The organism is Desulfosarcina variabilis str. Montpellier, from assembly GCF_048565275.1.
Taxonomy (GTDB): Bacteria; Desulfobacterota; Desulfobacteria; order Desulfobacterales; family Desulfosarcinaceae; genus Desulfosarcina; species Desulfosarcina variabilis.
Genome location: NZ_CP159846.1, coordinates 5,255,028 through 5,279,497, shown reverse-complemented (window position 1 = coordinate 5,279,497; position 24,470 = coordinate 5,255,028). Strand labels below are relative to the sequence as shown.

19 protein-coding genes are annotated in these 24,470 nt (G+C 53.0%); 8 read left to right on the top strand and 11 right to left on the bottom strand.

The window, feature by feature from the left end:
• Nucleotides 1-157: 157 nt before the first annotated feature.
• Nucleotides 158-379, top strand: a complete 222-nt coding sequence (locus tag Dvar_RS23830) for a Nif11-like leader peptide family natural product precursor (RefSeq protein WP_419655619.1) — start codon at nucleotides 158-160, stop codon at nucleotides 377-379.
• Nucleotides 380-638: 259 nt separating this feature from the next.
• On the opposite strand, the gene Dvar_RS23825 is transcribed toward Dvar_RS23830, so the two are convergent.
• The gene (locus Dvar_RS23825) at nucleotides 639-2,165 is read right to left on the bottom strand and encodes an ankyrin repeat domain-containing protein (protein ID WP_419655618.1); all 1,527 of its coding nucleotides are present in this window, start codon (nucleotides 2,163-2,165) and stop codon (nucleotides 639-641) included.
• A 358-nt stretch (nucleotides 2,166-2,523) separates the two neighbouring features.
• Nucleotides 2,524-2,712, bottom strand: a complete 189-nt coding sequence (locus Dvar_RS23820) for a hypothetical protein (RefSeq protein WP_419655617.1) — start codon at nucleotides 2,710-2,712, stop codon at nucleotides 2,524-2,526.
• Nucleotides 2,713-3,176: 464 nt separating this feature from the next.
• Between Dvar_RS23820 and Dvar_RS23815 the strand changes: the two genes are divergently transcribed.
• The gene (locus Dvar_RS23815; protein WP_419655616.1) at nucleotides 3,177-4,163 is read left to right on the top strand and encodes a 2-dehydropantoate 2-reductase; all 987 of its coding nucleotides are present in this window, start codon (nucleotides 3,177-3,179) and stop codon (nucleotides 4,161-4,163) included.
• Nucleotides 4,164-4,316: 153 nt separating this feature from the next.
• Here the strand turns inward: Dvar_RS23815 and Dvar_RS23810 are convergent, their stop codons facing one another.
• The 6 genes from Dvar_RS23810 to Dvar_RS23785 all read right to left on the bottom strand — a co-directional run bounded on the left by Dvar_RS23810 (nucleotide 4,317) and on the right by Dvar_RS23785 (nucleotide 14,264).
• Entirely contained in the window at nucleotides 4,317-4,787 is a 471-nt protein-coding gene (locus Dvar_RS23810; RefSeq protein ID WP_419655615.1) for an EVE domain-containing protein, read from the bottom strand.
• Between the two features lie 16 nt (nucleotides 4,788-4,803).
• On the bottom strand, nucleotides 4,804-5,679 hold the full coding sequence (locus tag Dvar_RS23805) for a transglutaminase family protein (RefSeq protein WP_419655614.1): 876 nt from the start codon (nucleotides 5,677-5,679) through the stop codon (nucleotides 4,804-4,806).
• Nucleotides 5,676-8,192 carry a circularly permuted type 2 ATP-grasp protein gene (locus Dvar_RS23800; RefSeq protein ID WP_419655613.1) on the bottom strand — a complete coding sequence of 839 codons (2,517 nt, stop codon included), beginning with the start codon at nucleotides 8,190-8,192 and terminating at the stop codon, nucleotides 5,676-5,678. Before Dvar_RS23800 ends, Dvar_RS23805 begins: the two co-directional genes overlap by 4 nt.
• A 19-nt stretch (nucleotides 8,193-8,211) precedes the next feature.
• Entirely contained in the window at nucleotides 8,212-11,523 is a 3,312-nt protein-coding gene (locus tag Dvar_RS23795) for a DUF2126 domain-containing protein (RefSeq protein WP_419655612.1), read from the bottom strand.
• A 93-nt stretch (nucleotides 11,524-11,616) separates the two neighbouring features.
• Nucleotides 11,617-12,606 carry an alpha-E domain-containing protein gene (locus tag Dvar_RS23790; RefSeq protein ID WP_419655611.1) on the bottom strand — a complete coding sequence of 330 codons (990 nt, stop codon included), beginning with the start codon at nucleotides 12,604-12,606 and terminating at the stop codon, nucleotides 11,617-11,619.
• A gap of 227 nt (nucleotides 12,607-12,833) precedes the next feature.
• Nucleotides 12,834-14,264: a circularly permuted type 2 ATP-grasp protein gene (locus tag Dvar_RS23785; RefSeq protein WP_419655610.1), complete on the bottom strand. Its 1,431-nt coding sequence runs from the start codon at nucleotides 14,262-14,264 to the stop codon at nucleotides 12,834-12,836.
• 1,221 nt (nucleotides 14,265-15,485) lie between these two features.
• Here Dvar_RS23785 and Dvar_RS23780 point away from each other — a divergent pair.
• From Dvar_RS23780 to Dvar_RS23765, 4 genes are read left to right on the top strand one after another with little or no spacing between them, the layout of a single operon-like run.
• Nucleotides 15,486-16,547, top strand: a complete 1,062-nt coding sequence (locus Dvar_RS23780; RefSeq protein WP_419655609.1) for an ABC transporter ATP-binding protein — start codon at nucleotides 15,486-15,488, stop codon at nucleotides 16,545-16,547.
• Nucleotides 16,528-17,448 carry an ABC transporter permease gene (locus Dvar_RS23775; protein WP_419655608.1) on the top strand — a complete coding sequence of 307 codons (921 nt, stop codon included), beginning with the start codon at nucleotides 16,528-16,530 and terminating at the stop codon, nucleotides 17,446-17,448. The genes Dvar_RS23780 and Dvar_RS23775 overlap by 20 nt, the downstream gene beginning before the upstream one ends.
• Nucleotides 17,445-18,335: an ABC transporter permease gene (locus tag Dvar_RS23770; protein ID WP_419655607.1), complete on the top strand. Its 891-nt coding sequence runs from the start codon at nucleotides 17,445-17,447 to the stop codon at nucleotides 18,333-18,335. Before Dvar_RS23775 ends, Dvar_RS23770 begins: the two co-directional genes overlap by 4 nt.
• Nucleotides 18,336-18,350: 15 nt before the next feature.
• Complete coding sequence (locus Dvar_RS23765) at nucleotides 18,351-19,397, top strand: polyamine ABC transporter substrate-binding protein (protein WP_419655606.1); 1,047 nt, start codon at nucleotides 18,351-18,353, stop codon at nucleotides 19,395-19,397.
• On the opposite strand, the gene Dvar_RS23760 is transcribed toward Dvar_RS23765, so the two are convergent.
• Both Dvar_RS23760 and Dvar_RS23755 read right to left on the bottom strand, forming a co-directional pair.
• Entirely contained in the window at nucleotides 19,394-20,062 is a 669-nt protein-coding gene (locus Dvar_RS23760) for a hypothetical protein (protein ID WP_419655605.1), read from the bottom strand. The two genes, Dvar_RS23765 and Dvar_RS23760, sit on opposite strands and share 4 nt — an antisense overlap.
• The gene (locus tag Dvar_RS23755) at nucleotides 20,041-21,534 is read right to left on the bottom strand and encodes a hypothetical protein (RefSeq protein ID WP_419655604.1); all 1,494 of its coding nucleotides are present in this window, start codon (nucleotides 21,532-21,534) and stop codon (nucleotides 20,041-20,043) included. Before Dvar_RS23755 ends, Dvar_RS23760 begins: the two co-directional genes overlap by 22 nt.
• 440 nt (nucleotides 21,535-21,974) lie before the next feature.
• Between Dvar_RS23755 and Dvar_RS23750 the strand changes: the two genes are divergently transcribed.
• A complete protein-coding gene (locus tag Dvar_RS23750) occupies nucleotides 21,975-22,667 on the top strand; it encodes an HNH endonuclease (RefSeq protein WP_419655603.1) in 693 nt (230 codons plus the stop codon).
• Between the two features lie 320 nt (nucleotides 22,668-22,987).
• Here the strand turns inward: Dvar_RS23750 and Dvar_RS23745 are convergent, their stop codons facing one another.
• A complete protein-coding gene (locus Dvar_RS23745; RefSeq protein ID WP_419655602.1) occupies nucleotides 22,988-24,010 on the bottom strand; it encodes a DUF4388 domain-containing protein in 1,023 nt (340 codons plus the stop codon).
• A gap of 24 nt (nucleotides 24,011-24,034) precedes the next feature.
• On the opposite strand from Dvar_RS23745, the gene Dvar_RS23740 reads away from it, so the two are divergent.
• Nucleotides 24,035-24,325, top strand: coding sequence for a hypothetical protein (locus Dvar_RS23740; protein WP_419655601.1), 291 nt, complete (start codon nucleotides 24,035-24,037; stop codon nucleotides 24,323-24,325).
• The last annotated feature ends 145 nt before the right edge of the window (nucleotides 24,326-24,470 follow it).

Genomic DNA, 24,470 nt, shown 5'->3' with positions numbered 1-24,470 from the left:
GGATTTATGACATTGCCTGACATTAAAATGGTTGTAAAAAACAATATGGCGCGCTTCATGCTATGATAGGGCACATAACTGATGTCGCTCATCCTTGAGAGAGGATTGAAAAAAAAATAAAAAAAGCATTAATTTTATTGTCTGAAAGGAGACGATCATGTCCAAACAAGAAGTTGAAAGATTTTTAATTGCTGGTGGAGAAGATAAAGTCCTACGCCTTAAATACGATCAGATCGAAACCATGTCTGACTTTGTCGTTGCTGCTGTTGGAGATGGTTTTGACTTTACCGAAGACGATCTGAAGGTGGTATTGCGTGAGTCAGGCGATTGCTTCGACTCTTACGGGAACCCCCGCAAACGCGATATCTGGTGGTTCTGATAGAAGAGGGGAATTCCCTGGCGGAATTCCCCGTCCGTATTTGGATTTTTCAGGTGCTAACAGTTTTTGTTCAGTTCAAATTGGCCAATTCGGTCTTAACCAATTCATTATTCAAATCGATATAATTCAATAGACCGCAATGAGGGGGCAACGTTGCCGGTAGACACCATGGTTATCCGACGCAAGCCTGATCAAAGAATAAATCAGCGGCGGAATTTATTGCTTCCGTTGTGTTTTTTTGGGGTTCATCAATCGCTGATTATTGTGTCACTTGCAGGGTCAAATTCCATATATCTGGATCCCCTGTGCTAGTTGTAATAACAGGGCGTTTTGCAACGCCAAGTATTTTTTGGGTTTCATCTGGCATGGAAACATTCATGTAATCTTTTAGCTCACCCATAGTAACAATACCATCCTTTCTGCCTGCACTTTGAAAACCATCTGCGGCACCGCTTAAACCTTTCAGTAGGAAATGAGTGAATGCTCCATTTGTCCATGATGTATGTTCAATTGCTTGACGATCAGTATCGGCTCCCACTAAAAACACCCAACCCTTTGGAACTTTTTGATCACGTTTCATTTTGGCGATTTTCGGAACAATAGATATGCCACGCTTACCTCGAGTGATAAGTTTCCCCGCATGACAAGTGTCAGCCAGAAGAATGACATTTTTTGAGTCGATTTCTTCCAATGCCATCCTCACTTCATCCATCCTATAGCCTGTCGCAGGGACTGAAATATCTGTGTCATAAACTGCAAAATAAACTTTTTCTGGATCTTCAGGATCTGGGTAACCGTGTCCTGCCCAGAATAATAAAACCTGATCATCAGGTCCTGATTTAGTGAGCCATGATTTAAGGGCAATTATGACTTTTCTCTGGGTGGCGTCTTCATTTAATAGAAGCTTGATATGGCTTTCAGACCATCCAAGAGAGTAAAGGGCGTGAGCAAAATCTTTGGCATCATCATCTGCGAAGATAAGGTTTGGGAGGCCATTTGGGCCGGAATACTTATATTTGGAAATGCCGATTATTACAGCCCATTTATGGGATGGATTTTTTTTATGAAGGTTTCCCGTATTTGAAGCTGTTAGAGCAGCCTTTTTTGTGCTGTTTGAGTCTAATAAATATATTGACAACTTGTTAAATCCGTTATCTTTGGCCAAAGTAGATGCAAGCTTATTGTCGTTGCTTGTTAGCGCTTTATCTGCTCCGTTCTCAACTAAAAGCGTTGCCATTTCAGTATGGCCTTTAAGCGCAGCATAGTGTAATGGCGTATATGAGCTTTCTTGTCTCGCATTTACTATCGCTCCATTTTTTATTAGAATTTTTGCAACTTTAACATTATTATAAAGAGCCGCATAATGCAAAGTTGATTCGCCTCTATTTGTCTGAGAATTAACTTTTGCCCCAGATTTTATCAGTAAATTTATGGTATCTATTGCGTTCGAGAAGGCTGCTGCATGCATTGGTTTTAGACCATTATGATCTCCCAGTTCAGTATCAGCCCCATTATTAAGTAAATACTCAGCAACATCAAAAGAATCTTTAATTGCTGCATTTTCAAGTGCCGTATTTCCATTTTTTATGGATCTCTCATTAATATATTGTCCATCGGAAACTAATTTTTTTACAGTTTCAAGATCGTTTCTTGTTGCAGCCGTATGAAACCTTGAAATAGTTTTGGATGATTTAAGGTGCAGATCTGGACCGGATGTAGTGCATGATATTAAAAAAAAGCATATGATAAATAAAAACCCATTCCCTGTAATGTGTTTTGCTTTCATTTATTCACCCATTAATGTATAAGCTACCTCATTCCATCCATACCACCGTTATCTATCCGAATGGTTGTGTGCCGGGCACGGCACACATATTAAAAATGAGCTAAGGATCGTAGGTTAAATAAAAGCATTGGCGCATGTGTAAAGTCAAGTGGGTGATTTTTGCTCTGCCAAACCGTTACTTCTTTGAACGAGGATTATTCCTGCCGGCTCAAAAGCCTTCCCCTGATCAGCCGACTTGGCCAGGCGTAAATGAAAGCGAAGACTGAACCGCCTTGGTAAGCGATCCGTATGCCGGCTGGTGAGGGGAGGGGGGGCGTGAGGGAACTCCCTATCCCGATATCTAGTTTTTATTTCACTTTCATTTGTCTGGCCGAATAGCCTTTGGGGCTTTATTTTTTGTTAAAAATATAAATGGTATGGCTAACGGGCCAAAAATAGCACCCATAATTGCCCAAAATTTAGTATTTCCCCCTCTTTTATCAGCAATATTCCAAAGAAGAAATGCACATGCTATGCATATTATTGAAATGATGATCATACCTGTCATATTATTTCTCCTGAATTTCAGTTATAATCTCAGATCTTCCGATTACCACATCGGGCTGCGGAGAAGCGGCACACGTGGGCGAAAGCTATCTTGCGTGGACGGCTGTCTGCTGAATCCGCTTGATAAATGGCGCTTGCAAAATTGAATATTTGGGAAATTCATTTGCATGAATATTGGCACTTGCAAAAATACAAGAACAACGCTTATGAGAAATATGGTTGATCTGGAAATTTGCATATCGATTTATAATCCAAAAGCGCGGTAGATCTCAGAAAATCAGTATCCAATGACTCTTTTCATCGAGAAATACCGACACGCTAGTGTATCTTTATATAAGAATCAAGCTGTTATTATTGTGTTGACCTTTTTTTAAACGACCTTGTATATTATCGCCTTTCCCATTTTACAGGGGCATTCTCTGTTTTCATTTCTATAAAGAATTCATCAGTTGGAGAGGATTGACCATGAAAAAGATTTGTATCTACGGTGTTGGCGCGGTCGGCGGATTTATGGGCGCATTGCTCGCGCGAAAGGGGGCTGACGTGTGTGCCGTGGCACGTGGGGCCACGCTCGAAGCAATAAAAGATAACGGATTGCGGCTGGAAATGGACGGAGAGACCATCACCCAGTCCATCACGGCCAGCGATAATCCAGCGGATCTGGGCGTCCAGGATCTGGTGATCGTTGCCGTCAAGGCCCAGTCCCTGCCAGCCGTGGCCGAGGGCATTCCGGCCCTGATCGGTCCTCAAACAACGGTTTTAACAGCCATGAACGGCGTGCCGTGGTGGTTTTTCGATGGATTTGGAAAAAGCTGTGAGGGGCTCCAACTCAAATCCGTTGATCCCACCGGCAGTGTGGCCAGCGCCATCCCTGCCAGCCAGGTGGTCGGCGGGGTGGTGCATGGAAGTTTTTCTCTCAATGCGCCCGGGTTTGCCCGCCACGGATTCGGGAAAAAGATCATCATCGGCAAGCCGGACGGCACGACTGCTGATCCGTTAACGGAACTGGCCAAACTGCTTGGCGATGCCGGCATGGAGATTGATATCAGCGATAATATTCAACGCGAAATCTGGTTCAAGCTGTGGGGTAACATGACCATGAACCCGGTGTCGGCGATTACCGGTGCGACTTGCGACAAAATTCTGGATGATCCGCTGGTCAATCGCTTTTGCCTGAACATCATGGCTGAAGCCGCACAGATCGGTGCTGTGTTCGGCTGTCCGATTGAGCAGAGCGGAGAGGAACGCAATGCCGTGACCCGCAAACTAGGTGCCTTTAAAACCTCCATGCTCCAGGATGTGGAGGCCGGCCGGTCTGTTGAACTGGATGCGCTGGTTACCTCGGTTCAGGAAATCGGGCGACATGCGGGGATCGATACACCCAACATCGATATTCTGCTTGGCCTGGCGCGGTTGCATGCCCAGGTTCGGGGGCTTTATCCGGTGGGTTGAGAAACCGTATATCAATCGTAATCGTAATCGTTGTCGTTGTCGTAATCGAGAAAGAAAAACATCTGGTCTGAAAGCGACGCGTATTTTATATCGACAACGATTACGAGAGTGACAACGACAACGATTACGAAAACGACGACGAGAAATTGCTATTTATCCTGTTTTTTTCTCCAATGACAGAATAAATCGCCATTCATCCGCACTGACGGGCATGATCGAAAGACGATTGCCTTTGCGCACCAGGGGCATGTTTTTAAGTACCGCATATTCCTTGAGCTCGGAAAGGGAGATAACGCGTTTGGTGTGGCGGATGTATTTCACATCGACCATATACCAGCGTGGGTTGGCAGGATCACTCTTCTCATCGAAATATTTGGCTTTGGGATCAAAGGCGGTGTGGTCCGGATAGCCCTCGTGCACGACCTTCATCAGCCCCACGATGCCCGGTACCTTACAGTTGGAATGGTAGAAGAAAATCTGGTCGCCTTTTCTCATTGCATCGCGCATCATGTTGCGTGCCTGATAGTTGCGTACACCGTCCCAGTGATCGGTCTGATCCGGTGCATTTTTCAAATCATCAATGCTGAATGCCGCAGGTTCGGATTTCATCAGCCAGTAGTTCATTACTTGCTCCTTTTTCCTATTCCTGGGCCGCCACATCCACCATCACAGAAAGCGTGTGCACACCGCCGCCCATGACCACGCCCTTGACCGGGGTCACATCCCCGTAATCGCGCCCCCAGGCCAGGGTGATGTGGCGCTGGCCGGGGATCTGGTTGTTGGTGGGATCCAGGTCCACCCAGCCGAGGCCGGGGACATAAATGGATAACCAGGCGTGGGAGGCATCGGCGCCCACCAGCTTGGGTTTTCCCGGTGGCGGCAGGGTTTCTAAATAGCCGCTCACATAGCGTGCGGCAAGTCCCAGGCTGCGCAGGCAACTGATGGCCAGATGGGCGAAATCCTGGCACACCCCTTTACGTTCTTCCAGCACCTGTTCCACTGCGGTGTCCACCGTGGTGGCGGACTTGTCGTAGGTGAACTCATTGAAAATACGTCCCATCAGATCCACGGCGCCTTCGAGCACCGGACGTTCTGGCGGAAAGGACAACAGGGCGTAATCGCGCATTTTGGATCCGATGGTGATCATCGGGCTGGCGAACACGAACTGAAACGCATCGAGCGCTTCAGCCTGGGAATGGACGCAAAGTTCCTGAACCACATCTTCCCAGGGCAAGGTCTGTTGGGGCACGGGGTCGGCTGGCGGCAGCGTCTCCACCTGGCTGGTGGCGGTCATGGACAGTTCGGTGTGGGGATGCTGGACCATGAATACCTGGACCCGGTTGCCAAAAAAATCAATCCGGCTGCTTGCATACTGAGGCTCGGGCAGGATCGACAGATGGGTTTGATCCACCCGCTGGAAAGCGGTACTCCGGGGCTCAAGAATCAGCTCATTCTGCGACAGGGAGGCCGGTTCGGAATACTGGTAGGCGGTCTTGTGGACGATTCGGTATTTCATGGGCTTGGTTCACCATGCAGCGCTGAGAAATGGGGAGTTGTCGGTACCCGTGTCAGGTAATGGGCGCTGACCTGCTGGGCGAATTCGGTCAGGCGATCTTCCATGGTGGTGAGAAATTCCTCCAGGGCGGCATGAAGATCGCCGTATTTTTGGCAGTCCAGTCCGGACAGGTCCAACAGGCGTACGGCAGTGAGCATTTCCAGGGCCAGGCGCTCCTCTGCGGCACTAAAGCGGCGCTGGTCCTGGCGTGGCAGTTCTTCCACATGCGCGGCGATCTGGCTGCACTGAAAGGCCAGGGATTTGGGATTGGTTTCGTCAAGGACGAGAAGATCCATAACCGGTGCCAGTTGAAACGCCGTCCGGTAACGCGCCCGATAGGTCATGATACTGTCGGAGATTTCCAATAAGGCTTCCAGGGCGCTGCGTGAATCCGCACACACCCGCGGCAGGCCCAGACGGATCAGCTGGGCCTGGTTGATGGCCCGTTCCACACGCCGGCCCATGTCCATGAAGCGCCAGCCTAGACCGCGGGTCATACTTTCCATGGCCAGACCGGAAAAGGCGCTCAAGGTGAACAGGGTGTCTTCCAGAAAATCCAATGGATCGGCTGCGGCCGCATCCCCGAAATCGTCCAGTCGATTGATCACCCGCCACGAATCCAGGGAGAGCCGATCCCGTACATTACGGGCCGCATCCTGCACCCGTTTGAGGATGGTCACCACGCTTTGGGGGCGATCCAGGTCGTAAAGGGCAGTGTTCAATTGACGCTTTAATTCTCGATAACGCGGGATGGCATCGCTGTTGTCGGGCATTTTGGGGATGGTGTTTTCCGAGCGCAACAGGCTGATCAGAAAAGGAAACTCAGGGATATCGACCAGACGCGTTTCACCGGAAAGCCGGCGGAAGACCGACCGTAAAAGGCGGGTCAATCCCTCGGCCCGTTCCAGGTAGCGTCCCAGCCACAGCAGGTGATCGGCCACGCGGCTGGGCAGGTCGCTGCCGCGGGTGAACTCCGATACGGTCTTCAGGCTGCTGATCAGGCTGAAGGGGTTTACCGGCCGGTCGGAATAAACCCAGATGTCCTTGCTGTGCTGATTTTCGGGTGCATCGCCAAGCAGCGTGGGCAGGTCCGCGGCGCAGATGGCCAAGCCGCCGGGCATGACCGCAAAGCCATCCGCAGTGGCGCAGGCAAACACCCTTAAAAGCGTATAGCGTGGCCCGACGCTGTCTGGATTCCAGGCCGGCACGGTTGCCGTCTGTACGGGGTCGCTGGCCATCATCATGTGCGGGGCGGCGTTGATCCGGGCCGCCAGGTCCATGTCCTGGGAACCGTCTGGCGCTGTGGCCCCACTACGTTCCAAGGCCCATTTCACATCGAGCTGCTTGAGATTGGCCAGTACGTGACCACGGGTATCCGCATCGCCGCACCACCAGATCGGGTGGCATTCCAGTAGCAGATCGGCACCCATCAGCTGGCGGCACAGGCCCGGCAGAAATACCGGCAACACCGGCGTGTCCACGAAACCGCTGCCGATGGGGTTGACCACATCGACGTGTTTTTCGCGGCAGGCCTGGATCAGTCCGGCCACACCGTTGCCGTTATTCAGGCGCAGGGCAAAAGGGTCGCTGCTTTCATCGGAAATGTGGCGAAAAATGGTGTCGACCGGTTCCAGCCCGGCCAGTTTTTTGAGAAACACCTCGCCGTTGCGCACGGTCAGATCCTGCCCCTCCACCAGGGGATACCCAAGATAGCGGGAAAGCAGGGCGTGTTCGAAGTAGATCCGGCTGTCCGGACCGGGAGAAAGCAACACGAGTCCCGGGTCCTGGCCTCGTACGGCCACGCGCTGGGCCATGCTGGTGTGCAGGGTGTGGAAAAAAGGCGCCAGACGGCGGATTTGGGTTTGATGATAAAGCTCTGAAAAGACGCGAGAAATAACGATGCGGTTTTCCAGTGCGTACCCTAATCCGGCTGGATTGCCGGCCCAGTCGCGAAGCACCCGGAAGCGTCCGTCAATGCCGCGGTAGAGGTCGACGGCGTAGACGGTCAGGTAGCGGCCTCCGACCGGCACCACCCCCTGGCAGGGACGCAGGAAATGGGGATTGGCATAAATCAGTTCGGCAGGCAGCCCGCCCTGGTGGAGAAGATTCTGAGGGCCGTACACATCAGCCAGAATCCGCTCCATCAACCCGGCCCGCTGAATCAACCCGGTTTCTATTCCGGCCCATTCATCGGCATTGATGGGCAGGGGGATCATGTCCAGCGCCCAGGGTGTTCCCCGCCCGCCGGACGAATCAAAGGGGTTGAAGGTGGCGCCGTCCTCATGGCGCATCCGCCGGACCCGATCCTGGCGCTGGGCCAGCACGGATGGTGCAATGGCATCAAAGGCCTGCATGAGCGGCTGCCAGTGCTGGCGGGGCATGCCATCCGGCGTGAACGCTTCACAAAGGGTGTCACCGGGAAAACACAGGGGGTCGAACAGGGATGCCGGACCGGTATTATCGGGTTCAGTCATGGCATTTGATGTACCCTTTCTAACGGCGCAAATCAAGCGTATAGGGAAAGTCAGGGTTGGATTCCGGTGCAGGAATCGTCACCTGAGCGCCCGGTGTATGCCCGCCGGGAACGAATCGGGCATGGCGCCTGCCCTCGGCTTCCCAGCTGTTGACCGGAAAGGTCTCGTGGTGGCGTCCACCTGGATGACCCACATGATAGGCGCAGCCTCCCACGGCGCGGCCCGACCAGGTGTCGAACAGGTCAATGGTCAGGGGCGTGTGCACGCCGATGGTGGGGTGCAGGCAGGAGGGTGGCTGCCAGGCCCGGTAGCGAATGCCGGCGGCAAATACCCCATCCGCACCGGTGGGCTGCAGGGGCACCCGACGGCCATTGCAGACCACAATGTGGCGGTCCTCGGTCATGCCCGAAACCATGACCTGCAGCCGTTCCACGGACGAATCCACATAACGGGCGGTGCCGCCCCCGCCGGCTTCTTCGCCGAGCACGTGCCAGGGTTCCAGGGCCTGGCGCAGTTCCATTTCCATGCCCTGGTAGACCACGCGGCCGTAAATGGGGAAGCGGAATTCAAAATGGGGATGGAAAAAATCCATGCTCAGCGGAAAATCGGCCTGCTTGAAGGATTCGAGCACGTCCATGAAATCCTGGCGTACCATTTCCGGCAGCATGAAGCGATCGTGCAACCGCGTGCCCCAGCGCATCAGGCGCTGGCGAAAAGGCGTTTTCCAGAACCAGGCCACGGCAGCGCGCAGGAGCAGCTGCTGAGCCAGGCTCATCCGGGCATGGGGCGGCATCTCGAAGGCGCGGAATTCCAAAAGGCCCAACCGGCCGGCGCTGCTGTCCGGCGAATAGAGTTTGTCGATGCAGAACTCGGCCCGGTGGGTGTTGCCGGACACGTCCACCAGCAGATGGCGCAGCAGGCGGTCCACCAGCCAGGGCGGGCAGGGCTGATCGCCGGCGGTCTGGCGGTCCATTTCGGCAAAGGCGATTTCGAGTTCGTAGAGACTGTCATGACGGGCCTCGTCCATGCGTGGTTGCTGGCTGGTGGGGCCGATGAACAGTCCTGAGAAAAGAAACGACAGCGAGGGATGGTTGTTCCAGAAGGTGATCAGGCTGCGCAACAGGTCCGGCCGCCTCAAAAAGGGGCTGTCGGCCGGTGTGGCACCGCCGATGACGATATGGTTGCCGCCGCCGGTGCCGGTGTGGCGGCCGTCGAGCATGAATTTTTCGGTGGCCAGGCGGCAGGTGCGGGCGGTTTCATACAAGGTTGTGGTGCCTTCCACGAGCTCGCGCCAATTGTGCATGGGCTGGATATTGACCTCGATCACGCCGGGATCGGGGGTGATTTTAAGGCATTTAAGGCGCGGATCGGATGGCGGGGTGTAGCCTTCGATGACCACCGGCAGACCGGTTTCGGCTGCCGTGGCCTCGATGGCGGTGATGAGCTCCAGGTAGCCTTCCAGTTTGGTGATGGGCGGCATGAATATATACAGCCGCCCGTCCCGGGGCTGAACGCACAGGGCCGTGCGCACCACCCAGGCCGCGGATTCTCCTTCTACGAGTTGAGGGTCGTCAAAAGGTTTGGGTTGGGTGCGGACGCCTTGCCCGGCGCTTTCCATGTCGGCGCCTTTGAGGAACTGCTGGCCGTCATGCAACTCCGGCAAGGGGCCGCGGTCGGCCATGGGATCCAGGGGCGGGTCCAGGGGCAGGTCTTTTTCGGCGACCCAGGGTAAAGACTCGAGCGGCAGGCGCAACCCGGCCGGAGAATCGCCCGGCAGCAGAAACATGTGCTCGCCGCGCAACGGCCAGGGCCCGCTTTTCCACGATCCATACTGCAGGGGCAGCACATAACCCACCACTTCACCCAGTCCGCGTTGGAAGGTGGCGGCCAGGCGCGCGCGTTCTTCGGCGTCTTCGAGCCGTGAATCCGTGGGGCTGACGTTGGCCGGCAGGCGCTGTTCCTTGTACAGGTAATAAAAAATGTCCTCATAGCCTTCGCGGACGTATTGCCGGCTGACCCCCAGACGGTCGGCCAGTGCATCGATAAATTGTTTGGCCTCGGCCGGCCCGTGACCATAGTCCGTGGACGTATCGGCGATCCAGCGATCATCCTGCCAGACCAGCTTGCCGTCCGTACGCCAGTAGCAGCCCAGGGCCCAGCGCGGCAGGGATTCGCCCGGGTACCATTTTCCCTGACCATAGTGCAGCAGGCCGCCCGGCGCCCATTTGTCGCGCAGGGCCTTGATCAGCCGCTCGGAGAGGATGCGCTTGTCTTCGCCCAATGCTCCCGTATTCCACTGCTCACCGTCCATGTCATCGATGGAGACAAAGGTGGGTTCCCCGCCCATGGTCAGGCGCACGTCCGCCGCTGTAAGGGCCGCGTCAACGCGATCGCCCATGGCCTGGATGGCATCCCACACGGGCTCGGGGTAGGGGCGGGTGGAGCGTGGTTCCTCACGAATGCGCGTCACGCTCATGGTGTGACTGAACGCCACTTCGCATTTGTCCACCGCGCCGGTGATGGGCGCCGCGCTCTGGGGTTCGGGGGAGCAGGCCAGGGGAATATGCCCCTCACCGGCAAACAGTCCCGAGGTGGGGTCCATGCCCACCCAGCCGGCGCCGGGCAGATACACCTCGGTCCAGGCGTGCAGGTCGGTGAAGTCGGCTTCCGGACCGGACGGACCGTCCAGGGATTTGACGTCCGGCGCCAGCTGGATCAGGTAGCCGGACACGAAGCGTGAGGCCAATCCTAAATTGCGAAGAATGTTGACCAGCAGCCAGGCCGAGTCGCGGCAGGACCCGCTGCCCAGGGTGAGGGTTTCCTCGGGGCTTTGCACATTGGGTTCCATGCGGATCAGATAGCTGACATCCTGGTTCAGACGCTGGTTCAGGGCCACCAGAAAGTCGATGATGTGCTGTGGCTTGCGATCGATGCTGTCCATATAGGCGGAGAGCTTTTTGCCGGCCGGAGATGGTTTTAAATAGGGGGCCAGATCCACCTTGAGGTTACTTTCGTACGAGAAAGGAAATTCTTCGGACTTGGGCTCGAGGAAAAAGTCAAAGGGATTGATGATGATCATTTCGGCCACCAGGTCGATGTCGACGATGAACTCGGTGGTCGGCTTCTGGAATACCAGGCGGCCCAGGTAATTACTGAACGGGTCCTGCTGCCAGTTGATGAAGTGGTCCTTGGGCGTTACCGTCATGGAATAGCTTAAAATCGGTGTCCGGCAATGGGGCGCCGGTTTAAGGCGTACGATCTGGGGACTGAGGGTGACCCGACGGTCATAACGGTAAGTGGTCTTATGATTCAGGGCGACATGGATTCCCAAGTGTCATTCCTTTCTGTGCGTTATAAAAGCGGTGGCGCCAATGCGGCCACCGGTGTTCTGTTATTCTCAATTATCCATTCAGCAGCCCTCCCGTCAACCATTGCTCTGCTGTTGCTGGCTATCCAACGCTTCAGCTGTATGCTGGATATTGAAAAAAGTGGTGCCGATGGCCAAATCCACCCGGTTCAGGTAGGTCTGCAGGCTGTCCAGGTATTCGTGCATGCCCTGATCGATGACCTCGTCGATGTCGGTATACGTCAGGTCTGCCTCGAGGCGGCCCAACTGTTTTTCGGCGGCATTGTGCGGCAGGCTGGAAGATGATCCGTTGATACGCCCAAGGCAGATTTTGGCTTTGCTGACACAGTGGCTGATCGATCGCGGAAACGCATCATCGAAGATCAGAAATTCGGCCACGTTGCGCGGGGTAACCTGATGGTACTGTTTGCGAAACATCTCCAAAGCGCTGGCGGATTTAAGCACGGCGCTCCATTGGATGTTGTCGAACGGGGTGTTGACCATGTCGGCATTGGGCAACAGCATGAAGTACTTCACATCCAGGATACGCGATGTTTTATCAGCCCGTTCGAGCATCATGCCGATGCGGGCGAAATTCCAGGCCTCGCCGTGGCTCATGGTGCAGTCCATCAGGCCGGTGAACAGATGGCTGCGCATCTGGATGATTTTGAAAAAGCGGTGGGGGTCGGTAAGGGCAAAGTCGGGGCTGCCCTTGTCGGCCAGTTCCAGATAGAAGTTGTTCAAGTGCTCCCACATTTCAGATGAGATGATTTCCCGGATGGTGCGTGCGTTTTCACGAGCCGCTGCCAGGCAGGTGAGGATGGCATTGGGATAACTGCGGTCGAATGTGAGAAAACGAATTACCTGTTCCTTATCGTAATCCGGGTAGTTCTTTTCAAACAGCGCTTGGTCGCCGGTTGTCATGACAACCGGTTCCCAGTGCTTGCCCTTTTCCGATGGGATGTCCAGAAAAAGGTTGAGGTTGACACTGATGAAGCGGGCCACATTTTCGGCCCGCTCGATATATCGACACATCCAGTAGATTGAATTGGCAACTCGGCTGAGCATAATGCTCCCTCCTTATTTTGTCTTCCCTGAATTTGAAGGGAAAATGCGTAGCTGATTTGGGATGATCTCCTGGCGCTCATTGACCGGGAGAATGCCAAAGGTCAAAATTCAAATGACAAATGAAGGATAGCATCAATTATAATGGATCGTATGCCTACTACCTAAACCCCTTCGGCCTTCAGCCTAAACAGCTCCAATGTTAGCATTCCTTCAATTGACATTGTCCCTTACAGCACCCACGTGTCCTTGCTTCCCCCACCCTGGCTAGAGTTGACCACCAGTGACCCCTTGGGCAGGGCCACGCGGGTCAACCCGCCGGGCTGCACGTAGATGTCCTTGCCGTAGAGCACGTAAGGCCGAAGATCCACGTGGCGGCCCTCGATGCGGTCGCCCACGATGGTCGGCACCCGGGAAAGCGAAATGGTGGGCTGGGCCATGTAGTTGCGCGGCTCGGCCTTGATCTTTTCGGCAAAATCGGCGCGTTCCTTGGCCGTGGCGTGGGGGCCCACCAGCATGCCGTAACCGCCGGATTCATTGGCTGCCTTGACCACCAGCTCGTCGAGATGCTCGAGTACATACTTCCTGTCGTCGTCATTACGGCAGATGTAAGTGGGCACGTTGGGCAGAATCGGCTCCTCGCCGGTGTAGTATTTGATGATCGCCGGGACATAGGCGTAAATCACCTTGTCGTCGGCAATGCCGGTGCCCGGGGCGTTGGCCAATGCCAGACAGCCTTTTTTATAGGCCCCAATCAGTCCTTTGACGCCCAAAAGGGAGTCCGGCCTGAAAACCTCCGGGTCGATGAAGTCGTCGTCGATGCGCCGGTAGAGCACATCCACCCGTTTGAGCCCCTTGGTGGTGAGCATGTGTACGCAGCCGTTGTCCACAACAAGGTCCTGGCCTTCGACCAGTTCAACCCCCATCTGCTGGGAGAGAAACGAGTGTTCGAAGTAGGCGCTGTTGTAGATGCCGGGGGTCAGCACGCCGATGGTCGGTGATACGACATGATCCGGCGCGAGGTGTTCCAGCATTTCAAGCAGCTTGGAGGGGTAGTCGTCCACGGGACGGACGTGGCTGGCTTCAAACACTTGCGGGAATGTGCGCTTGAGCACCTGACGGTTCTCGAGTACGTAGGATACGCCCGACGGGCAACGCAGGTTGTCTTCCAGCACGTAAACGCAACCATCGCTGTCGCGTACCAGATCGGTGCCGGTCACATGGCACCAGATTCCCCGGGGCGGGGTGAATCCCTCGCAGGCCTTGCGGTAGGTGCGGCTGGAGAAGATCAAATCTTCAGGAATGATTTTATCCTTGATGATCTTCTTTGTATTGTAGATGTCCTGAAGAAATTCGTTGAGGGCGAAGATGCGCTGCTTGAGCCCGTTTTCGATCTGCTGCCAGTCATCGGCCGATACGATGCGTGGGATGATGTCAAAGGGCCAGATTTTCTCGGTGCCTTCTTCACGGCCATAGACATTGAACGTGATGCCCATTTTGAGCAGCAACGCCTCGGCCGCCTTCTGGCGCAGGGCTAAATCGCCATTGGGCAAGGATTCAATTTTGTCTACCAGAAGCTGGGCGCCGGGCCTGGGCTGGCCCTGCGCATCGATCAATTCATCGTAGAAATCCTCCGGGTCGTATGTTGAAAATGTTTCCATCAGACCGTTTCCTCCCTGTTTCAATTCTCCATTATCTGCCAAATATAAAAAAAACGAATTTTAAGCCCTTTTTACCTCCTGGTTGTTGAGCTTTTATACGTATTCTCCTGCATTTTTATTCGTCAATCTTGTAGGTCGTAATGATTCTCGTATAGTGGAAAATAGTCAACCTTTGCCGATATTCATTTTAAGGGACGATTGGATCCTCTGTAGTGGCAATCATAACTTTTTATTTTAACCTGAAATGCCCCTTTGTGAAATATAGCTTTTAAAGTTATTCTATGAAATAAGATCGCCAAATTTGTAAAAGTGAAAGCGTTGTGGTGTTTGGAGCAGATAATGTTATTTTAGGAACAGTCTCGATTCCCGTGACGGTAAAATCGCTGTTTAAGCTCATGGCAATGGCAGGATGTAGAATGACAGTTCCGTAGATATTGAGTGCGCTGAACGTTAAGCATACCCAACAAAATGTGTTAAGCCTGCCGAAGGTAAGAAACAGCTTTTTCGGCAACGAGGGAATGAATTGCATGTATTCTTTTCTTCCACAACAATTAGGTATCAATCTTTACAAACGGGTTAATTGCTTTTTCCGCCAAATCATATTTGGCATACCAAACAGCCGGTTGGCAGGGATCGACTGTTTGGTTTTGCCATTTACACCCTGAGGAGGATCAGGGAGGAGGATGCGCCATCGATTCAAATGGATAAAAAAATCACTTTTCCGTTTTGAAAAAATACTGTTAACCGGTGTCAGCGTTAACCTTTCAATTTGCGCTTACTGATTATCTTGCGCAGATACATGGTTTATACAGCATTTAGTGTGCCAAAGGCATTATGAATATTCATGCTATTTTATAACTATCTATAAACAATTTAATAAATTATTTTATTGGATGTGTTTGGATAACGGCTAAAGTCCGTTTAATCTAAAAATTTAAAGACTGCTTAATTACAAATTAGTGATTCTCGGATTTAAAAAAGACAAAAATGAAGTTCGGTTCCAGTTTTTTCAAGGCAAATTATGCATCGTCCTGATTCTGGAAATCAGCCTTTGATATTTTTCTTTGTCTTCAGAAGGGCATCGATCGCTATCGGTTAAAGCAATCCGCCCGAACACGGTAATTCTGGTCCTGGTTCTATGTGTGGCTTGACAAACGATTGAACTAATTGTAGTTGCCGCGCTGGATCGCAATATAGTTTTTAAGATAGATGGTTGGAGATATGAACCGGAATCCAAATCGACCTGCAGATCAAGGTCTTGGTCTTCACCATGTGTCCAAGACGTTTGAAGCCGTCAAGGTACTTGACGATGTCAGCCTGAATGTGATGCCTGGCGAATTTTTCACGCTGCTGGGGCCGTCGGGCTGCGGGAAAACAACACTGCTGAGAATCATCGCCGGCCTTGAAATGGCCGATGCGGGCCAGGTGTTTCTGGGTGGGACGGAAATCACCCACCTGCCGGCCATCAAGCGCCATGTCAACACGGTGTTTCAAAGCTATGCCCTGTTTCCCCATTTGACCATTTACGAAAATGTCGCTTTTGGATTGCGGGCGCGCAAGTTCCCCGCAGCGGAGATTAAAAAACGGGTCGAGCAGCGGCTGGAAATGCTGGATTTAAGCCGCATGGCCCGGCGCCGTCCGCACCAGCTGTCCGGTGGCCAGAAACAGCGCGTGGCCCTGGCCCGGGCTCTGGTCAATGAACCGGACGTGCTGCTTCTGGATGAACCCATGAGTGCCCTGGATGCAAGGTTGCGAGCCCAGGTCCAAGATGACCTGCGGCGGCTGCAGCGGGAACTGGGACGAACCTTTATCCTGGTGACCCATGACCAGGCCGAAGCCATGGTCTGCAGCCATCGGGTGGCAGTGATGCAGGAAGGGCGGGTGGTCCAGTGCGGCACACCGGAAGAGGTCTACGACAATCCCCGGGACAGTTTTGTGGCCCAATTTTTAGGAGCTGCCAACCTGATTCCCGCAACCCGGGTGCCGGGCGGGGTGGACACCGCGTTTGGCTTTCTGGCCCTTGAAAAAGAGCCGCCATGGCAAACCGGTGCGGTGGCCATTCGTCCCGAATGGATCGGTATCGGTGACAAGCAGCCGGCGGTCAATGGGATCAGAGCTCGGGTGAAGGAGATTGTTTACCGGGGAACCAATTATGATTTGTGGGTGGAGCCTGGCCCCTTGCGGGTGCGTACCAGTTCTTACAGGCGCATCGATCCGGGCCGGGACGTGTGGCTGGAACTTTCACCCGAGGAGCTTGTGGTTCTTGAAAACGAAACCGCCTGATTCAATTTTGATCTGGTTTGGCGAGCTGACCACCCGCCGGCACCTGTTAAACCGGGGCATGCTGCTGCTGATGCCGGGCATGCTCTGGCTGATGCTGTTTTTGGTGCTGCCTGGACTGGTGCTGGTGCTGGTCAGTGTCATCACCCGTGGTGCCTACGGACAGCTGGAGTGGGTGTTGACCCTGGAAAACTATCGGCGGTTGGCCGGTTTTTCCCTTTTTGGCTGGACCGCCGACTACCTGATGATCCTCTGGCGCTCGGCTGTGGTGGCTTTTGTGACCACACTGGTGTCCGTTCTGCTTTCCTACCCGTTATGTTTTTTCATTGCCGGGCGTCCCCAACGCACCCGCTACCTGTGGCTGACCCTGGTGATTATACCGTTTTGGACCAATATGGTGATTCGCACCTATGCCTGGTTTCTGATTCTTTCGCCACAGATGCCCATTGCCCGGCTGGCGGCTTATTTGGGCATCATCGCCCAGGGTGCCCCCCTGTATCCCAATGCCTTTGCGGTGTACCTTGGCATGGTGTCCATTTTTTTACCCTTTGTGACCCTGCCGCTGTACGCCAGTGTCGAACGACTGGACTGGTCTTTGGTCGAGGCAGCCCAGGACCTTTATGCCTCGCCGGTAAGCGTGTTTACCCAGGCCATCTTGCCCCAGACCATGCCGGGCCTGTCGGTGGGCATTATTCTGACCTTCGTGCCGGCCATGGGCGTGTTTGTCGTTCCCGACCTTTTGGGCGGAGCCAAATACATGCTGGTGGGCAACCTGATCCAGCAGCAGTTCGGTCCCAGCCGGGACTGGCCGTTTGGTGCGGCCATCAGCATGGGGCTGATGGTTCTTACGCTCGTGGGTATTATGGTCTACCGGCGCAGGGGAAAGGATTTGGAAACCGTATGAGACGCCAGCATCCCCTCACCATTGTGGTATCCTACCTGACGCTGCTGTTTTTGTATCTACCGCTTTTCGGTGTGGCCGTATTCTCGGTCAACGATGCCCGCCGCGGACTGGTGTGGAAGGGGTTTACCCTGAAATGGTACGTCAAGCTCTTCCAGAACGAATGGATTCTGGAGGCTGCCGTAAATACCCTGGTGCTTGCGCTGGTTTCCACTTTGATCGCCACGGTCATCGGCACCTTATTGGCCATTGCCATGGACCGTTTCCCCTGGCGCCCTGAAGCCAGCAGTGTCCTGGATCTGATCCTGCACATTCCCGTGGTCATACCGGATATCATCCTGGCCGCCGCCCTGGTGGTGATGTTCGGGCTGCTGCGGATGATATCCACGATCTTCGAGCCTGGCCTTCTCAACATGATCATCGGCCATATCACGTTTCAGATCGCCTTTGTCACCCTGGTGGTCCGTAGCCGGCTGGTGGCCATCGGCCGGGACGTGGAAGAGGCGGCCCGGGATCTGTTTGCCAGCAACTGGTATCTTTTCAGACGCATCATGCTGCCGCTGTTGATGCCTGGTATCGTCGCCGGTGCCATGCTGGCCTTTACCCTTTCGCTGGATGATTTTGTGATCAGCTTTTTTACGGCCGGGCCTCAGTCGCAGACGCTGCCGCTATATATCTTTGCGGCGGTGCGGCGGGGGGTCACCCCGCAAATCCACGCCCTGTCCACCCTGGTGATGCTGGCCACGGTGGGCCTGGTGATCATGATGGAACGGATGACCCGCCGTCAGGAAAAAAAAGAAGAACCGGACGTTCCGTCCGCTCAGATCGATACCCATGGCATTTCTGGCCAGCCGTGGCCAATGACCCCCAATCCCTGTAAGGAGTTGTAAACGTAAGGAGTTGAAATGCGAAAAATAGGACTGTTTGTGTTGGTTTTGCTGGTACTTGGCCCCATAACTGCCAGTGCAGAGGAACTCAGAGTCTACACCTGGTCGGAATATATGGATGAGGAAAAGATGACGGCCGACTTCGAGGCCGCCTATGGCATCAAAGTCCGGCTTGACATCTATGAAAATAACGAGGAAATGGTAGCGAAATTACAGGCCGGCGGTGCAGGCCAGTACGATATTATCGTGCCGTCCGACTATATCATGCCGGTGTTGATCAATCAGAAGCTCATCCAGCCCCTGGATCATGACAAGCTGCCCAATCTGAAAAATCTCAAGCTCCGCTTTCGTCAGATCGGATACGATCCGGGCAACCGTTATGCGGTGGCCTACCAGTGGGGCACGGTGGGGCTCATGTACCGCAAGGACCGGGTCGATGCTGCAGCGGTGGGCAGCTGGTCGCTGCTTTTTGACCCCAACAAGCAACCCGGGCCCTTCTGGCTGGTCGATGGCATGCGGGAGATGATGGGCATTGCCCTGGTTTACCTGGGCAAGGATTTCAACAGCACCCGTCCCGCGGACCTCAAGGCTGCCGCCGATCTGTTGGTGGCCACCAAGCAAAGCAAAAACTGTCTGGGGTTCAAGGGCGGGGTCGGTGGAAAGAACGACGTGGTGGCCGGGACGGCCGTGGCTGCCATTGTGTACAACGGGGATGCCATTCAGTCGATCAGCGAGGATCCTACGCATCTGGGGTTTGTCATTCCGGCCGAGGGTAGTGAAATCTGGCTGGATTTAATGGCCATTCCCAGCCGTGCGCCGCACCCGGATGCGGCCCATAAATGGATCAACTGGATTCTGTCCGCCAAAGTGGGGGCCGAGCTGTCCAATTACAACCAGTACGCCACACCCAACGCTGCCGCCGAGGCATTTATCAACAAGGAAGACCTGAACAATCCAGGCATCTATCCCACCCCGGCGATCATGGAAAAACTGCATTTCACCAAGGATCTGGGGAAGGGCAACCGGATTATGGATGAGGCCTGGACCCGAGCCAAGTCTCATTAATCAGCTATATCGAATCGCGCAAGATCATCGATGATCCGAAAGTTTCCACCGCTGGATTCGATGAGGGCCTGAAAATGGTCGAGCTGTTGTCGGTATTCATTGGCTTCGAGCAGGCTGGCGGCCTGTCTGGTCAGGTCCGGTGCAAAAATCGTTATCCCGTCCAGGCGGAAGAACATCGCTTTCTGGTCTTCTTCGTGCCCGACATGGTTTAGGCTGGAGGCAATCAATACAATTTTCTGGGTACTTTGTAGTTGATTTAAGAATTGGGCCGCCTGGAGCAGGCCAGCGGTGAGGTCAACCTGACGATCGTCGGTTGGTGATGGGGCGATTTTACTGATTTGTTTCTGAAACATCCGTTTTTGGGCGGTCATCACCGACGGCCGTTGAGCGAATTGAACCGCGGTCGGGACATGCTTTTTACCCAGGACGGGACTATCGACTCTGGCTACGGCCAGGGTGTCTTCCGCGCCCAGATTGCCGAGCAGGGTATTGATGGCAAGTCTTGCCCGCCTCAACCAATCGGCATTGGCTGTTGAGGCGTCCACAAGCACGTAGACCCCTTTGGTGTGGGCGTCGTGTCCCTTGCATCCAAAGATGAACAGCGCCATGGCCACCTGGGCGATAGCAACCCAGCGCAAAACCGTTAATCGGAATTTTTTTTGCACCCCACCGTTTCCTTAACCATGCTTGCGGTGGATTCATGATCCACCAAACGATTCGTGGCTGTGTTCGAACGGGGCTTTGCCGACTTGAACCTTCGTCCAATGAGATCTTCCAGCCAGATGGCCGGGAAAATGATCAAATCGTAAATACGTACGATTCCTCGCCCCGTCCGACAGACCAGGCTGCCCGACAACCGCAATAAAAAGATAACCAAGCGCAAGGCCCAGACACAAACCATGCCCAATAGGATGCGTGACGATCGAATGACGCTTTCAATGGGTATGGCCGCTGTGGTAAGTATGCATGGCAACAGGAAACCCAATATCATTTGACTGATGACGGTGATGTGGGATGCCGCCGCAGACGGTGAATTCATGCCGGCCAGACTTTGTTCCAAGGCCTGCATGTCGCTGGCGATACGATCGCGAATAAACGCCATTGACGATTCAACGCCGGCCAGAATCGTGAGCATGGCCAACACGCTCCAAAAGAACCAGGCGCGCTTTTTGTCATTCATGCTGCCTATAGAACTGAACAGTCGTGTCACCTGGGCCGCATCCATGAGAAAAATGCCCAGGACGACCTGCAGACAAACCATCAACACCCCTGCAACATCGGATGTGTGAAATCCAGCCATGTAGCTGTGCCCGCCAAGCATTTCGGACATGGGCAGGGCGATCAGATTGAAATTGATGATGGCGCCGACGGTGAATACGCCAAGCAGCAGGCTGGACGTGACAAATTGCGACGATGAGGAGAACAGCAACCGACGTTTCGTTACGTCTGCGCGTAAGCGAACAGACTCGAGGGTCGCCACTGAACGGTCTACGGAAACGCAATCGTCCGATAGCTTAGCAATCGCGTTTTGCAGCTGGTTAAGACGCTTTTCCGTTGAGTTCCATTGAGGGAGCATGCGTGAGAGAATGCGGTGCCGGGTGGACATGGCCTTGCGATGATTCTCCAGTGCCGCTTTATACTGTGTTTTAAGCGTGTGGTGAATATCTTGAAGCGCTCTTTCAACCATGGGATCGCCTGCCGATGGGATGGCGGCAATGGCATTGAGGACGTTGACCCAATTGGGCAGGTCTTGGGGAACTTCAGCACTGTTGCGGTGATCGGCCTCCATGGTCAACAGGCGTTCCTTGATCTGACGTTCGAGCTGGGGATAGGTGGCCAGTTTGCGTTGAACCGCGTCGCTGATACGATCCAGTTCTCGTTCTGATTGTCTTTGGGCCTGTTCGATGCCATGGGCGAAAAGCACTTCTCGATTCAGTGTTTGCAAGTGATCAGCGGCTATTTTGAGCGCCGTCGCGGCCAGTCGCATGGAATTGTAGATCAGCCGTGATAGGGTATCGATGACTTGCTGAAACGGGCGACGGGCAAGGTACAAGACCGTCAACCCGATCAACACCCACAGCAATAACGAAAGCCAGGGAATCGGGGTGATCTTTAAAATGATGGTTGCATCTGGCATGGCATCCTCCCATTCCTTTTTGTCGGAGCGGTTGGTCGGAAACAATTTCCCGTTATTTAAGCAAAAAGTATGCCTTTATTTTTTTGTCTAAAAATAACAAAAAATGATTGTTGCACGCCGCGCAATAATGGGGCTAACGTCTTGGAAATAATAATTTTGGAAAAATTATCGAACACTGTTCAATGTGCGGGCTGACATCTGCCCAGGTTTATTCTGGGAGATCGGGTGTGTCTTTTTAGATACAGTTTGTCCAGTTCAAAAATCAGATTTTTTTACCCAGCCCACTTTTTTTCAAAAATCAGATTGCGTCAAGGTTCGTTTTGTTGTAAGAATCGATCCTTTTTTGAAGACGACACGAGCACACAGTTGAATCACCGGATCAGGGTGAGGATCCGGTTTTATTTCGGTAATGCTATTTTACAACCCGTCGAAGGATACCTATGGCACTCAGCAAACTGGAACTTCAGCAGATGCTCCGTGAAATGAATGTAAAATTCAGTGCGGATGAAACCTATGAGGAACTCAAGCATCGATTACAGCAGAAAAACCACAGTTTGTGGCTGAAATCGGTATCTGGAAGCCAAACCGCCAAGGGTGGCAAAACACGCGTTGTGGTCAGGAAACGAAAAGAAACCAGACCACCAGCGGATGAGAATGGTGCCCCGGCAACAGAACAAAGGGTAACCAAACCAAGGTACCCTGAACGGTTGGGCGATGGAGATCGCAAGCAAAAGTTCGCCAATCGTCCCCGTCCAGTCGACAAACCCGCACCCGGCCAGCACTGGAAATCGGCCGCCGATGGAACTGAGCCTTTTAACCGCACAAAAAACGTTTTTAATTCTGTTTTAAGACGCGCCAAACATTGCTGTGAACGTTGTGGTCAAAAGTCCGCCAGTGGGTCCCAGGCATTTGAACTCCAACCCTATCACATCCAGCCGCTTTCTGAAGGCGGGGAACATTCCATTAAAAATGTAGTTGCCCTGTGTCCTTCTTGTCTTGAAGCCATGGACCAGGATCCGTCCGCCAAGGAACTCAAGGAACTGAAACGCAAGACCCGCAGCCGATTGTATGATTCTTTGCAAGTGGTTCGCAAAAAGAAAAATACAAGGCGTCGTCGCCCGGCGTCAGATTAATAACACCATTACCCCGCCAAGAAGACAAGCTTTTTCATTCATTGTACTAACGCATGATTCTATTCACATACCCAAATATCCCTTCATGGTCTCATGATTTTTGATTCGTATGGTTTTGGTTGCACACGATGGTGGGTGATGCCCACCCCAAAACTACAACTGGGCTGCCTCGGTAAGGCATCTATTGGCAATATCGTAAAAAAATCAGGAAAACCGGAGGATTTCCGAGTCAACGTTATCAGCGGATTGACACGGCTCATGATGGCGTTGCCCTTGGTTTACCAACGCTGAAACCTTACGGTTTTTTAGATCCTTTGGGACTATGGAAGGGCTGCTTCGACCTCGGGCTTAACCTTCGCAAAAATCGCTCGGATCATGCCCAGTGGCGTTTTGGAACTTGTGGCGATACCTTGATAGTACCTGCCCCCATCCAGGGCAATCATAAGCGCAATGGCGGTTTTTCCGGGAATCAGAATCTCGGTGGGAACCCCCCAGCCAACCATATCGAAACCCTTCATGGCTGATCGAAAGGTGTCGGTGAACATGGCCGCCGGGATGGACTGGTCAAGATTCGGGTCGTGACATGCGCCTGCCAGAGAAAGCGCGGATTCCACGTCAACCACATCGCATGAAATGAATCCATCGATCTCGCCCATCAAATAATCTTGTATCTCTTGAAGTTTACTCATCTCTTTTTTATCTCCTTTTACTGTCTGAACTTCCTTTAGCACTGGATGATCTTTTACGTCTTCACCACCATCAACGGTTCTATCATTCTCCGGTCCATTCGTCGAGGGGGCTGCCGGAGCATTCACCGTTACCTTATCCATGGTTTTTTTCTTTTGCCAAAAAATCCTCATATCCTTTGTAACATCAACTTGTTGTTCGCTTTTATCGAGCGATTGATAATCCGTATAATCGGTCAGCCCATCATCGCATAATTCAAGTACCGGTTCGTCATCATCTTCCAACGTCTTGGTTTCCTGGTTATCGAGAGGCTCCCATACTTGATTGCCTTTGTCGGCACTCTCGTCAGATACGCGAACAGCATCCAGAATGATGGACATTAAATCGCCCTTAACCCTTCTTCTTATTTTATTTTTCGGGATAGGCAAAAACGTGATTTCGATATCCTCCCAACCGATCATTTCAACGCCGGCCTGCTCGCCTTGCTTATTTCTGCAAACTGCATCATAAAGAACGCCGTCTTTGAAATAGAGCAATCCTTTGCTGTCTTTCTTTCTGGAGTATACTCTTAACAAGCAAGTCTGCTGCTCCATTGCAATCAGCTGTAAGAAGCTGGATAGTGATTTTTCATCATCGACGATAAGAACGCTTTCCATGAATTACTCCGGTGTCACAGTCGTATGGTCGTATATCTCGTTGAAAAGCGGGAATCCATGTACCTTGATGTCCCTGTGTTGGCTGTCTTGATGAACATGCTCATGCTCCACCATCAATGGCTGGCCGGTTATCTTAACCCGGCGGACCGAACAGTCGATACCGTTCAGGTGGCACGTTGTATCCAAACCGTGGATCACGTTGTGGCATTTATGACCGTACTCTATCTGAACGGCCTTCTGAAAAGGAAAAAACGAGCTATCGATGGTGATGCTGTAATCGCCGGTGTCGATAATAAGAAAAGGATGGGTAACTGACGTTAGGATGGTTTCCGCTGATTCTATGTTCGCACCCATCTTGCTGAATTCCATAATCAAATCAAAAGAAGCCGCACAATCCAGTTCGAAACGCAAGTTGAATTCAAGTACAGGGCTGTGGGGAAACCAGCGGCCATTGATAATG